Annotated in this window: 10 protein-coding genes; 4 read left to right on the top strand and 6 right to left on the bottom strand. The window is 68.5% G+C overall.

The features are described from left to right. Positions 1-207 precede the first annotated feature (207 nt). The gene (locus tag U9979_RS05605; protein ID WP_322778533.1) at positions 208-1,485 is read right to left on the bottom strand and encodes an aspartate aminotransferase family protein; all 1,278 of its coding nucleotides are present in this window, start codon (positions 1,483-1,485) and stop codon (positions 208-210) included. A gap of 284 nt (positions 1,486-1,769) precedes the next feature. Between U9979_RS05605 and U9979_RS05610 the strand changes: the two genes are divergently transcribed. The 3 genes from U9979_RS05610 (at position 1,770) to U9979_RS05620 (ending at position 6,178) form a co-directional block, all read left to right on the top strand. Further along, the gene (locus U9979_RS05610) at positions 1,770-3,227 is read left to right on the top strand and encodes an aspartate aminotransferase family protein (protein ID WP_322778534.1); all 1,458 of its coding nucleotides are present in this window, start codon (positions 1,770-1,772) and stop codon (positions 3,225-3,227) included. Between the two features lie 229 nt (positions 3,228-3,456). Next, positions 3,457-4,887 carry a gamma-aminobutyraldehyde dehydrogenase gene (locus U9979_RS05615; protein ID WP_322748968.1) on the top strand — a complete coding sequence of 477 codons (1,431 nt, stop codon included), beginning with the start codon at positions 3,457-3,459 and terminating at the stop codon, positions 4,885-4,887. 193 nt (positions 4,888-5,080) lie between these two features. Beyond that, on the top strand, positions 5,081-6,178 hold the full coding sequence (locus U9979_RS05620; protein WP_322748967.1) for an alpha/beta hydrolase: 1,098 nt from the start codon (positions 5,081-5,083) through the stop codon (positions 6,176-6,178). A 777-nt stretch (positions 6,179-6,955) separates the two neighbouring features. On the opposite strand, the gene U9979_RS05625 is transcribed toward U9979_RS05620, so the two are convergent. The 5 genes from U9979_RS05625 to U9979_RS05645 form a co-directional block, all read right to left on the bottom strand. Next, positions 6,956-7,777, bottom strand: a complete 822-nt coding sequence (locus U9979_RS05625; RefSeq protein WP_322778561.1) for a glycerophosphodiester phosphodiesterase — start codon at positions 7,775-7,777, stop codon at positions 6,956-6,958. Next, positions 7,759-8,721, bottom strand: a complete 963-nt coding sequence (hisN, locus tag U9979_RS05630; RefSeq protein WP_322778535.1) for a histidinol-phosphatase — start codon at positions 8,719-8,721, stop codon at positions 7,759-7,761. The genes U9979_RS05625 and hisN overlap by 19 nt, the downstream gene beginning before the upstream one ends. Positions 8,722-8,752: 31 nt before the next feature. Beyond that, entirely contained in the window at positions 8,753-9,796 is a 1,044-nt protein-coding gene (gene rsgA, locus U9979_RS05635; RefSeq protein ID WP_322778536.1) for a ribosome small subunit-dependent GTPase A, read from the bottom strand. Positions 9,797-9,846: 50 nt separating this feature from the next. Further along, positions 9,847-11,190, bottom strand: coding sequence for a 3-phosphoshikimate 1-carboxyvinyltransferase (gene aroA, locus U9979_RS05640; protein WP_322748963.1), 1,344 nt, complete (start codon positions 11,188-11,190; stop codon positions 9,847-9,849). A 61-nt stretch (positions 11,191-11,251) separates the two neighbouring features. Continuing rightward, complete coding sequence (locus tag U9979_RS05645; protein WP_322778537.1) at positions 11,252-12,091, bottom strand: class I SAM-dependent methyltransferase; 840 nt, start codon at positions 12,089-12,091, stop codon at positions 11,252-11,254. 165 nt (positions 12,092-12,256) lie between these two features. Here U9979_RS05645 and U9979_RS05650 point away from each other — a divergent pair, with 165 nt between their 5' ends. After that, positions 12,257-12,952: an alpha/beta family hydrolase gene (locus tag U9979_RS05650; protein ID WP_322778538.1), complete on the top strand. Its 696-nt coding sequence runs from the start codon at positions 12,257-12,259 to the stop codon at positions 12,950-12,952. Positions 12,953-12,980 lie beyond the last annotated feature (28 nt).

Below are 12,980 nucleotides of genomic sequence, written 5' to 3' on the forward strand. Positions count from 1 at the left end.
GGCGGGGCGCGGTCGCGGCCACTGGTGACCAGCGGGCGCAGCTGACCGCCACGGCCAACAGCTCGCTGGTCTTTCCCACCCGTGCAGATCTTGCCCGCCTGCACCGCTACCGGGTTCTGGACAGGGCGGAGGCCGCCGAGTGGAATGCCCTGTTCCAGCCGATTTACCAGACCTGATCATTATCGGGTATGTCGCCCGCCGCGGCGTTCACCGCCGTACAAGTGCCGCGTCGAGAGCGGTTGAAAGCAGGTCCACGTCGGCGAGGTCGATGACCAGCGGCGGGCAGAAGGCCAACGTCGAGGAACCGAGTGGCCGGACGATGACGCCATGGGTGAGCATGCGGTCGCGGATCTCCGCGGCGGCCAGACCGCCCGGCAGGTCCACCGCCCACATCGCGCCGTGGCCGCGGACGTCGGGGAGACCGTGCGTGGTCGCGACCGCGCGTAGTCCCGTCTCGAGGCGCTCGCCGATCACCGACGCCCGGCCTGCCAGCCCTTCGGATTCGAGTATGGCGATGTTGGCCAGCGCGGCCGCGCATGCCGCCGGATGCCCGGAGTAGGTGCCGCCGTGGCGCAGCACCACGTCCGGACGGCGTAGCGGCTCGTGCACCGCGGGGCCGATGAGTACTCCGCCGAGGGGCTGGTAGCCGCTGGTCACGGCCTTCGCGAAGGTCACGAGGTCAGGCCGGACGCCGAAGTGCCGGGCACCGAACCAGCTGCCCAGCCGACCGAACCCAGTGATCACCTCGTCGAGGATCAGGAACGCGCCGTGGGCGTCGCACAGGTCCCGCAGGCCCGTGAGATACCCGGGGCGCGGCGGATACACACCGCCCGCCCCGATCACGGGCTCTGCGATGACCGCGGCCACTCGACGGGGCTTGTCCGTCATGATCGCTGCCACGGCATCCAGGTCGTCCTTGTCCACCCGGATGATGTCGCCGACACCCGGGCCGAAGCCGGCCCGGTTCGCGGGCAGGCCGGTCAGGCTCATGCCGCCGTAGGTGACGCCGTGGTAGCTCGGAGACCGGCTGATGATGATCGACCGCTCCGGTTCGCCGGCGACTGCGTGTGCCAGGCGGGCGATCTTCATGGCCGTGTCCACCGCTTCCGATCCGCCGCAGGTCAGAAACACCCGGGCGCCCGGCATGGGTGCCAACGCGGCGAGTCGCTCGGCGAGCGCGTCGGCCGCCGGGTTGGTGAACCGCTCGAACAGGTGGAAGGCGTCGAGTCGCCGCAGTTGCGCCGCCACCGCTTCGATGATTTCTTCGCGACCGTGTCCGGCTGCGCAGTACCACAGACTCGCCATGGCGTCGACGTAGCGCCGACCGGAGTCGTCCACAACGTGCGCACCCTTGCCGGAGACGATGCGGATGAACGAGTCCGGCGTCGCAGCCGGGCGCGCGAACGGGTGCAGTAGCGGCGGCAGCGCCGTGGTCCGATCGACACCGGTGGTGGAATCGTCGGTTTCTGACGGCGTGATGTGCACGGTGATCCGCCCCCCTCATGGACGTTCCACGCTGACTCGTGGCGCAACCATTCTCACTCCAAGAGCGGCTGGATATGCGTCCGCCTCGGGCTGCGCGAATGGGAACAGTCGGCATGGAGCCGACATTTCTCGTCCTGGCGTGTTCCTTGGATTCCCTTGGCGACGAGGTGATCGGGCTACGCTTTCCGTACCTGACCAGAGGGCCAAAGGGCGCGCGACGATCGTCAGATCGCGCGCCCGCAGGCCGCAGTCCCGGTAGCGCTACCGGAAGGGACGCGGGGAGTATGAGCGGAACGACAGCTGAGTCGAGGGCGGGCGCTTCACCCGCCGACCAGGCGGACCACGCCGACCCCGTCGGCTCCGCCGGCTCTGCCGAGCGGACGAGCGCCCTCACCGAGCGGGAGGAGCGCCGCCTGGCTGAACGCACACCAGGCTCCCGGGCGATGCACTCCCGGGCACGTCAATCGATGACCGGTGGGGTGCCGTCGTCCTACCAGGCTCGCGACCCCTGGCCGATCTACCTGACGCACGGGCGGGGTTCGCTGGTGTGGGACGTGGACGGAACCGAGTACTGCGACTTCCACAACGGTTTCGGCTCGATGGTGCAGGGGCACGCGCACCCGGCGATCGTTCACGCCGTGCGTGAGCGGATCGGGCTGGGTAGCCACTTCGCGATGCCGACCGAGGACTCGGTGATCGTCAGCGAGGAGCTGGCCCGGCGTTTCGGGCTCCCGCAGTGGCGCTATGTCAACTCGGGGTCGGAAGCGACCATGGACGCGATCCGGATCGCCCGGGCGGTGACCGGACGTGAGACGATCATTAAGATCTTCGGCTCCTACCACGGTCATCACGACTATGTGATGGTCTCGATCGGAACTCCCTACGACGACATCGGGCCTGCCGATCACATGGCGTCGCTTGCCTATGGCGAAGGTATCCCGTCGGCGGTGGTCGACCTGACCGTGCCGGTGCCGTTCAACGATGCCCCGGCCATGGAGCGCCGGATCGAGGCGTTGGTGGCCCAGGGGCGTCCGCCGGCTTGTGTGATCATGGAAGCGGCCATGATGAACCTCGGTGTGATCCTGCCCGAGCCCGGCTATCTGGAGGCCGTCCGGGACATCACCCGCCGGCACGGAATGGTGTTGATTTTTGATGAGGTCAAGACCGGCCTCTGCGTGGCGCCCGGGGGAGCGACCGAACGGTTCGGTGTGCGCCCGGACATGGTCACCCTGGCCAAGGCGCTCGGCGGCGGGCTGCCGTCCGGGGCCATCGGTGCCACGGCCGACATCATGGAGGTCGTCGCCGCCGACCGGGTCAAACAGGTGGGGACGTTCAACGGCAACCCGCTGACCATGGCCGCCGCACGGGCCAGCCTGTTCGAGGTCCTCACTGCGGACGCGTATGTCCATCTTGACCGCTTGGGCGATCGGCTTATCGCCGGTTGCGAGGAGATTCTCCGGCGCCACGAGCTGCCCGGCTACACGGTCGGTATCGGCTCCAAGGGCTGCGTGCACTTCGCCGATGCCCCGATCCGGGACTATACGTCGTTCATGGCGCACCAGAACCCGGCTCTGCCGGAGCTCGCCTGGCTCTACAACGCTAATCGCGGCGTCCTGATGGCGCCAGGCCGGGAGGAGGAGTGGACGCTGTCGGTGCAGCACTCCGACGCCGATGTCGACCGCTACCTGGCCGCCTTTGCGGCCATGGCCCACGACCTCGCGGACGCGACGGTCAGCGGGTGAGCCGGGTGAGCCGGGTGAGCCGGGTGCGGGCATGACGTGGAATGCGTGGTTCGGTGTGGTTTCCGCGGTAGATCCGTCTGCCGGGCACGCAATCGATGGTCTAGTCTGCTTGTTGGTGGCCTTTTCAGTGAGACAGGCCCCGGTGGTCGCCGACGACGGCTAGGGCCTAGGAGCAGACAGCCTCTTGCGGCGTAGCCCCGTTCCATCCGTGCTGGTCAGCGGAGTGTGTATGGACAGGATCCTCACAAATTTCATCGGCGGCGCCGGTGTCGTCGCTCTCGACGGACGAACGATGCCCCTGGTCAACCCGGCCACGGCAGCGGTCTTCGCCGAGGCACCCGTGTCCGGACCGGCCGATGTGGACGTGGCGGTGCGCGCGGCGTCGGACGCGTTCGAATCCTGGCGTGACACCACACCGAGCGAGCGGGCCAGAGCCCTGCTCAAGCTCGCCGACGCCATTGAGGAACGCGCAGACGATCTCGTCCGGGCAGAGTGTGAGAACACCGGGAAACCGATCGCGCTCACCCTGGCTGAGGAGATTGCGCCGACGGTGGACCAGATCCGTTTCTTCGCCGGTGCCGCTCGGCTGCTTGACGGACGTTCGGCCGGCGAGTATCTGGCCGGGCACACAAGTTTCGTGCGTCGTGAGCCGGTCGGCGTCTGCGCGCAGGTGACCCCCTGGAACTACCCGCTGATGATGGCGGTGTGGAAGTTCGCGCCGGCGATCGCCGCGGGCAACACCGTTGTGCTCAAGCCGTCGGAGACGACCCCGGTCAGCACGTTGCTGTTGGCCGAGATCGCAGCCGAGTTCCTTCCCGCGGGCGTCCTCAACGTGGTATGCGGGGATCGGGACACCGGCCGGGCCCTGATCGCTCACCCGGTGCCGGCGATGGCGTCGATCACCGGCAGCGTCCGGGCTGGGATGGACGTTGCCCGGGCAGCCGCTGACACCCTCAAACGGGTCCACCTGGAGCTTGGGGGCAAAGCGCCGGTCATCGTCTTCGACGACGTCGATGTCGCTGCGGCCGCAGCGGGGATCGCGGGTGCCGCCTATTTCAACGCCGGTCAGGACTGCACCGCCGCCACCCGGATTCTGACCGCGCCCGGCGTCCACGACGATCTTGTCGCAGCCCTGACTGAACAGGCACAGGCGACCAGAACGGGCGCTCCGGACGAGCTGGACGCAGCCTACGGTCCGTTGAACAACGTCGGTCAGCTCGGCCGCGTCCACGCGATGGTGGATCGCACGCCGAAGCATGCGCAGGTGCTCACCGGCGGGGCACCGTTGAACCGCTCGGGGTTCTTCTACCCGGCGACGGTTGTCGCGGGCCTGCGCCAGGATGACGAGCTGATCCAGCATGAGATCTTCGGACCGGTTGTGACGGTCCAGCGGTTCAGCTCCGAGGACGAGGCTGTTGCCTGGGCGAACGGGGTCGAATACGGGCTCGCGTCCAGTGTGTGGACGCGAGATCATTCTCGGGCGATGCGGGTTGCCCGCCGGCTGGACTTCGGCTGCGTATGGATCAATACCCACATTCCGTTGGTGGCCGAGATGCCGCATGGAGGCTTCAAGAAGAGCGGATACGGGAAGGATCTATCGGTCTACGGCCTTGAGGACTACACCCGGATCAAGCACGTGATGAGCAACATCGAGTTCTGACCGGCTAACCGCACCGTCAAGGTATGAAAAGTCCCAGCCGGCCGCAGACGAGGTTCCAGGACCTGACCAGTGGCTTTGTTGTCTGCTTTGTCCGCCGGCCGGCCTGGTTGAGTGGTCGGAGGCGGCTATGCGCGAAAATCGTATCCGCGTTGCACATGATCTGGCAGGCATGCCCGCGGACCGTCAGGATGGCATGACTGGCGCCGCGGATCGCGGGGAGATCGACCGGGCCCACCCGCCGGGCACTTCCCGCTATGCCACCCGGTACGTGACCGTGCACGGATATCGTCGGGCCTACATCCGCGCTGGGCGCGGCCCGGCGTTGCTGCTCATCCACGGGATCGGCGACAGCTCGCAGACCTGGGCCGACCTCATTCCGTTGCTTGCCCGTGGCCGAACGGTGATCGCTCCGGATCTCCTCGGCCATGGTCGGTCGGACAAGCCCCGCGGTGACTATTCCATTGGCGGATACGCCTGCGGAATGCGTGATCTTTTGACGGTACTCGGCATCGATCGGGTGACGGTGGTCGGCCACTCCCTGGGGGGTGGGGTGGCCATGCAGTTCGCCTATCAGTTTCCCGAACGGTGTGAGCGGGTGGTGCTGGTAGGCACCGGCGGGGTGCGCTCCGACATCCATCCACTGCTACGCCTCGCGGCGCTTCCGGGTTCAGGACCAGTGCTCTCACTGCTCACCACGGCATCCGTGCGCCACATCGGCTGGACGGTGACCCGGGCGTTGCGTTGGCTGCGCACCGATCTGGGCCGGGATGTCGACGACCTGATGCGCACCCTGGAAGACCTGCATGTGGACACCGCTCGGGCGGCATTCCTCCGGACGCTGCGAGCGTCCGTGGACGGACACGGGCAGGCAATCACGATGTTGGACCGCTGTTACCTCGCCGCCGGAATGCCCTCTTTGATCATCTGGGGTGGGCATGACGCGGTGATTCCGCCGGAACACGCGCGGATCCTGCAGGCGGCGATGCCGGGTAGCCGCCTGGAGATCTTCGCCGACGCCGGGCATTTCCCGCACCGCAGCGATCCGGAGCGTTTTCGGGCGGTCCTGGAGGATTTTCTGTCCTCGACCCGTCCGGCAACGTACTCGGCCCGGCAGTGGCGGGATCTTATGCGTTCGAAGGGACGTCATCCCGACCAGCGGCCCGCCGGAAGCCGGAGTCGGAGCCGGCGGATGAGTCCGGCCGCCGGTGGGGAAACCGCGCTTGCAGCCGCTTCGAGTACCCCGGGCGACACCCGTGGCGGGGAAGGACCGGTCGTGCGGGGAGAGCCATGATCGTGGGTGCCGTCCTGGGTGGGGTCCAGTTCGCAGTCTCCCGCCGAGGTTCATACTGAGCAGGAGCCATGGGGTGTTCTCTGGACTGAACAACCGCGGTCGGTTGGCTGTGCGCACCTGGCCGGCCGTGCCGCTACCCGCTTCATCCGGACCCGCTTCAGCCGGCTCAACCGGCTACCGCGCCAGATCGTCGAGACAGATGCCACTTCTTTGTTCCAACCCGCTATCGCATTGGGACACCGCGGCCCGCTATCGTGGAGTTCGTCGGGCGCGGTCATGCCAATGTGGCCTATCCTCGTTGTAGTAACTGAAGTCAGAGATATATCGGAGGTCGACCGTTGGCACGTCGTGCGCGTCTGAGCTGGCCGGAAGAGCGTCGCCAAGCAGGTGAGGTCGTCGTCCGCCGGGTTGACCCCGGCCGTGGCTGGACCCTTGAGCAGGCTCGTGATCTGGTGCAGCAGGGTTACTCTGTCGAACATGTAGCGGAACGGACAGGATTTCCGGCGCAGATGCTGAAAGTGGCTGCCGAGGAGTGAGCCGTTCGGCGAAGCGGTGCCAGTCATGAAATATGCACTCTCGGCGATGCAAATGTGGGCGGGATCCGGCTCGGTTCACCGAGGTGAGCCACGGGTCCGGTCGGCGTCACGTCAATGCGTCGAGCCGGTTACTCTGTGCAGTGTTGGGGATAGTGTTGGCAATCGCATCCAGGTCTAATTGAGCGATTGGTGTTTTGTGTCGGCCATTGCCGGCCGGCGATGATTGAGTGTTGTTTTTTGATCACTGGACGTGATGTGTACGCGTGATTGTTGTCTCGCTGTCGGTGGCGTGTACAAGGCGGCCGAGGTGGTCGGAGTAGACCCCGTCCAAGCCGAATCCAAGAAGGCGCTTCAGGGTACGGGACGACTGGGCATGCCAGCCGAACGCAAGAAGTCCGCGAGCGTGAACCAGTCGCACCATCGCGGCGGACCAGTCGTTGGCACGTAGATTCAGCACGGTGGCCCCGGCTGTGATCGCACCACGGGTGTAAACTTCCAGCGCCGCAGGGACTGCGGCGCTCGGGCGCGCGTCCTGGTAAGTACGGATCTCCCGGATGGATGCGGAGTTCACCAGCATTACCGTCGCGTCGGGGTCGCCACGATTGTCGAGTTCGATGATCGGCCGCCACACGCGGATTGCGTCAAGGTTCCCGCACAGCCACAGCCGTCCCGCCGCGTTCACCGCACGGGCGCTTTCGACCACAGCCCGTGCGGCCCGACCCGTGGCGGCGGGCGGGTCTTTCAGATCCAGGCTGAGTTCAAAGTCGTTGCCACAGGCCGCGTAGAGGTCAGCCAGGCGCGGGAGCCACCGAGGGAGCCTGGCCGCCGGCGTCTGGCTGATCCGGCGGCGCCGTCCAGGTGGTCCGAATACGCCGTCGTGATGCAACACCGGAACACCGTCAGCCGTCAGCCACACGTCCGACTCCAGGCCGCGCGCACCGCCCGTCAGCGCCCGGTGGAATGCCGCCAGGGTGTTCTCCCGCTGGAACACCGCGGGCGCCCCCCGGTGGGCAAAGCCGATCGGACGCCGTGCGCTACGGATCGTCAGATCGCGCGCCCGCAGGCCTCGGTCCCCGGAGCGCTCATGGACGGCTGGTTCAGGATCTCCAGCGCCCGGGTGTGCAGCCGGCTGTTGCTTGTCAGAACCGAGCCGCCGGCCGGGTCGGGGCGTCCCGTGAGATCGGTGAAGGTGCCCCCGGCCTCCTCGACGATCACTTGCAGGGCTGCCATGTCCCACAGCGACACGTCGGGCTCACAGGCCAGGTCGACAGCTCCCTCGGCGACCATCATGTGCGACCAGAAGTCGCCGAAGGCGCGGGTCCGCCACACCGTCGCCACCAGGTTCATGAAGGATTCCAACCGACCGGCCGCCGACCAGCTCTCGATGGAGGCGAACGACATGTAGGCATCGGCCAGGTCCGCCACCGCTGACACGCTCAGCGAACGGATCTCGCCGGCCACCGTTCGGGTGTGCGCCCCGTGACCACGCGCAGCCCACCAGCGCCGGCCCATCGCAGGCGCGCTGGCGACGCCGACCACGACCGTCCCGTCGACCTCAAGAGCGAGCAGGGTCCCCCAGACCGGCACGCCGCGAACAAAGTTCTTGGTGCCGTCCACCGGGTCGACCACCCAGCGACGCCTGGCGTCGCCGATAAGGCCCTGTTCCTCACCCAGGACCGCGTCGCCGGGGCGGGCCTGCGCCAGCCGTTCGCGGATCATCGCCTCCACCGCGGTGTCGGCGTCGGTCACCGGGGTGGCGTCGGGCTTGGCCTCGACCAGCAGGTCCACAGCCTGGAAACGGGCCACCGTGATGGCGTCGGCGGCATCCGCGAGGGCCAGGGCCAGGGCGAGATCGTCGGTCACCGGATGGTCGTCGGCAGCAGGGTTCGCCGGGTTTTCGGCGATACCGGCCGGCACGCCGCCGTGAAGGGGATCCGATTCTGTCTGTGCGGCATGGGTCACGCGGCGAGCGTACCGGGGCGGGGGTGGCCGGGCGGTGGCCGGCATGGGCGGATTTCCCGCTATGTCGTCGGGTCGGCTATGTCGGGTCGGCCGCGGACCGGGCGGCAAGCAGCCGGCGCAGGCTCGCGAGCCGGCCTGGGTCTGCCTGTCCGTCATCGACAGCCTGGTCCAGCGCGCAGTCGGCGAGGCCCGCCTGGTGAGTGCAGCCACCCGGGCAGGCAGCCGCGGCCGGTGCAAGATCGGGAAATGCGGCCAGCACCCGGTCCGCACAGACCGCGCCCAGCCCGAATGAGCGCACCCCCGGAGTGTCGACGACCCAGCCCCCACCGGGCATCGGCAGGGCGATGGCGGCGGACGAGGTGTGCCTGCCTCGTCCGGTGACCGCGTTGACCGCGCCGATTGTCCGGGCGGCATCCGGTACCACCCGGTTGACCAGCGTTGACTTGCCGACGCCGGAGTGACCGAACATGACGCAGACGCAGCCGGCGAGCAGCGCCGTCAGCGCGTCGATGCCCGCATCCGGCCGGGTGGTCACCACCGGCAGGCCGAGCGGCCCGTAGAGCTCCCGCAGCGGCGTGTCGTCGGCGAGATCGGCTTTGGTGAGGCAGAGCACCGGCTCCAGGCCACCGTCGTAGGCCGCGACCAGGCATCGGTCGATCAGCCCGGTGCGCGGTGGTGGGTCGGTGAGGGCACAGACAATGACGAGCCGGTCGGCGTTGGCGACGATCGGGCGTTCCAGGGGATCGGTGTCGTCGGGGGTGCGACGCAGCACGCTTCGGCGTTCGCTCCGCCCGACGATCCGGGCAAGGCTGCCGGGCGAACCCGAGACGTCACCGACCAGGGCGACCTCGTCGCCGACGATCACGCTGGTCCGGCGCAACGAACCGCCGCGGACACCGGCGACCAGCACGCCGGTGGATGTCGATGGGCCGGCCGGCGTCCCGGCCGCCGGTGCCTTCGCAGCCAGGTGCCCGGTGACATGGCAGGTGTAGCGACCCCGATCAACGGCGACGACCGTGGCCGTCACCGCGTCGGCATGGTCGGGACGTTCCCGGGTTCGGGGCCGTGACCCGCGCCCGGCCCGGACCCGCACGTCGTCCTCGTCAAGCTCCCGCGGCATTCACCTGCGCCGTTCCAGCCCGCGGTGGCGGACTTCATCGTTGCCGGACTTCATCGTTGCTGGACGGTCTCGTCCGGCATCCCGGTACCGGCCAGCATCTGTGCCCACAGTCGATCAAAGTGTGGCACGGTCTTGGCGGTTGTGCCGATGTCGTGGACCAGCACCCCCGGTACCACGAGCCCCACCACGGCATACGCCATGGCGAGGCGATGGTCGGCCCGCGGGTCGAGAGCGGCGCCGGACAGCGGTGCGGGGGAGATGGCCAGCCCGTCCTCGGTCACGGTGACTGCCGCACCCAGGTGGCCCAGCTCCGCCGCGAGCGCCGCGAGTCGGTCGGTTTCCTGCAACCGCAGGTGTGCGATGCCCCGCAGGCGGCTGGGCGAATCGGCGAGGACGGCGAGCGCCGCGAGCGTGGGAGCGGCCTCGCCGTAGTCGGTGAGGTCCACGTCGATGCCACGCAGGCGTTGCGGGCCGCGTACCTCGAGACCGACCGATGTCTGTGTGACGGCGCAGCCCATCGCGGTCAGCAACTCCGGGAGCAGCCGGCCGGGCTGCACGGTTGCGGCCGGCCAGTCGGCGAGGACGACGCGACCGCCGGTCGCCGCCGCCGCCGCAAGGAAGGCAGTCGCGCTGTTGATGTCGGGCTCGATGATGCGGTCGTGGGCGAGGATCCTGCCGGGTGCGACCGACCAGCGCGCCGCCACCCCCGCCTGGGTCCGGTCGACGTCAACCTCAACCGAGGCGCCGGCGGCACGCAGGTCCGCAACGGTCATCTCCAGGTACGGCCATGAGGGCAGCCGCGAGCCCACATGTCGGACGGTTACTCCATGATCATATCTGGGTGCCGCGAGCAGAAGCCCGGACACGAGCTGGCTGGACGTGGACGCGTCCACCGTCACCTCACCCCCGGTGAGGCGCCCGCGGCCATGCACGGTCAGTGGCATCCGGTTGCCGTCGATGCGTGCGCCCAGGGCCCGCAATGCATCCAGGAGAGGGTGGAGCGGACGTTCACGCATGCGCGGGTCGCCATCGAACACCAGGTCACCGTGGGCCAGTGTGGCCAGCGCCGGGGTGAACCGGGCGACCGTACCGGCGTTGCCGCAGTCGATCAGAGCACCCGGGGCAGCCCGCAGCGGGAATTCACCGTGGACGACCCAGTCGTCGCGGTCGTCGAGCACGGCGACCCCGAGCGCGCGCAGCGCGGCGGCCATGAGCAGCGTGTCGCGTGATCGCAGGGGCCGACTCAGCCGGCTCGTGCCGTCTGAGATCGCTGCCAGGATCAGCGCCCTGTTGGTCGCCGACTTCGAGCCCGGCATCATCACGGTCGCGTCGACTGGTCGTTGCGCCGTTGGTGCCGGCCAGGGGTCGATAGGCACATCCGTGGTGACGGTCACCACCTCAGCATGCCGGAAACCGCCTTGATCGGGCCAGGCCCGGCCCGGTCAGCCGGCCCGGTCAGCCGGGGCGGCGGGCGCTGGCCACAAGGTGGATGCCGATCGACTCGCCCTCGCGTTCGGCGGAAAGCTCGACCTCGGTCCGGACGAGGGTGGGGAAGCAGGACACATCGGAGGCGACGGCGCGCGTCACCGCCTCGGCCGACAGCACCGTCCGTGGACGGATCCAGTCGACGTCGAGGCCCGCGCTGGTCAGTAGCGCGTGCAGTTCCTCCGGCCAGAAACAGCGGGTGATGGAGCCGTCCTCGGCGGGGACGAGCACGACATCGGCCCGGGGCACGTCCGACAGCTCTGCCCAGCGGTGTTGTTCGGCGAGACGGGCGAGCCCGAGCAGGAGCGAGTCGACGCACAGCAGCAGTCGCCCACCAGGGCGCAGCATGCGGTAGATCTCCTCCAGCGTCGTCTCGGTAGCCAGGCAGAACGACAGCGCCCGGCCCTCGGCGAGGACGGCGTCGAAGCTCGCCGGAGCGAACCAGTCCAGCGATCGGGAGTCGCCCGCGACGTGCAGGAACCTGCCCTGGCCGGACGTGGGGTCGCCCAGCTGCGCCCGGCTGCGCATGTCGACCACGCCGGGATACGAGGGGTCCAGACCCTTCGCCGAGGGGACGACTCGCACGACGTCGTGCCCGGCTGCGACCATTTGACGTGCGAACCGCGTCCGCGGGCCGGAGACGTCCAGGACCCGGATCTGTGTCGTCGGCAACCAGCTGGCCAGCTGGGTCGCGGCGACATCCTCGTAGAACGCCCAGTACGGATCATCACTGTCCGTGGGCGTCTCGTAGACGAGGGTCGTGGTTCGTCCGCGCGACTGATCTGGCTCGGCGTCGAGACGGGGCAGCATGGACTTTTCCTACCCTTCAAAGGGAGAAGATGCGAAACACGTCACACAGGTTCTCGGGAAGTCTGACAGATCTGGATGGTCAACGGTGACGTATCTGTCACGGAGGTGACCGTGGCTGGCGGGTCCCTTCCCGACATGCCTCCTCTGGAAGTTGACGGAGGGCGGGTGTTTCTGGTTCCCGCGCCACGCGGGTCGTGTGGGCTTGTTGTGCTTCTGCACGGCGCGGGCAGTGGAACCGATGTTGGTGTGTTGTCCGAACTTGCGGTGCGACTGCCGGGGATCGGGGTGAGCGTCGCCCGCCTGGAGATGCCGTACCGGGTTGCCGGCCGCCGTGCTCCGGATCGTCCGGCAAGGCTGGACGCAGTGCTCCGGGCGACCCTGGACATGCTGCCCCAGCCGCGTCCCGTCGTTCTGGTGGGACGGTCGATGGGATCGCGGGTGGCGTGCCGCTGCGCCGCTTCGGTAGCGGCCGTGGGAGTGGTGGCCTTCGGCTTCCCGCTGGATCCACCCGCCGCGGACCGGCCGTCGAGGTTGCCGGAGCTACTCGGCGCCGGCGTCCCCGTCCTCGTGGTGCAGGGCGACCGGGACGCGTTCGGGATGCCGGTCCCAGCTCCGGATCGCGACATCGAGGTGCATGTCCTCGCGGGCGCTGATCACGCCATGCGGACGCGTCGCCGGGACGGCCGGACCGAAGCTGACGTGATCAATGAAGCGGCCACGGTCGGGACGGAGTGGATCCGGCGGCACACCATCGGGTGGTCGGGAATCCCGACACCCGGTCGAACGGTTATGCAAGCCGAAAGGGTCCTTCGGACCGTCGACGCGGCCGGACTACCCCCAGATCATTTCGTGTCCCGGTGATTGCGTCGTCTCCGGTTAGCCAGGGACA

Origin of the sequence: Protofrankia sp. Cas4, assembly GCF_963555915.1 — a bacterium.
Taxonomy (GTDB): domain Bacteria; phylum Actinomycetota; class Actinomycetes; order Frankiales; family Frankiaceae; genus Protofrankia.

Coding starts and splice junctions, on each gene's coding strand:
- rsgA (WP_322778536.1), bottom strand. CDS start 9,796: ATGCCGCGGGAGCTTGACGAGGACGACGTGCGGGTCCGGGCCGGGCGC.
- U9979_RS05645 (WP_322778537.1), bottom strand. CDS start 12,091: ATGCTGCCCCGTCTCGACGCCGAGCCAGATCAGTCGCGCGGACGAACC.
- U9979_RS05615 (WP_322748968.1), top strand. CDS start 3,457: ATGGACAGGATCCTCACAAATTTCATCGGCGGCGCCGGTGTCGTCGCT.
- U9979_RS05620 (WP_322748967.1), top strand. CDS start 5,081: ATGACTGGCGCCGCGGATCGCGGGGAGATCGACCGGGCCCACCCGCCG.
- hisN (WP_322778535.1), bottom strand. CDS start 8,721: ATGCCGGCCACCGCCCGGCCACCCCCGCCCCGGTACGCTCGCCGCGTG.
- U9979_RS05610 (WP_322778534.1), top strand. CDS start 1,770: ATGAGCGGAACGACAGCTGAGTCGAGGGCGGGCGCTTCACCCGCCGAC.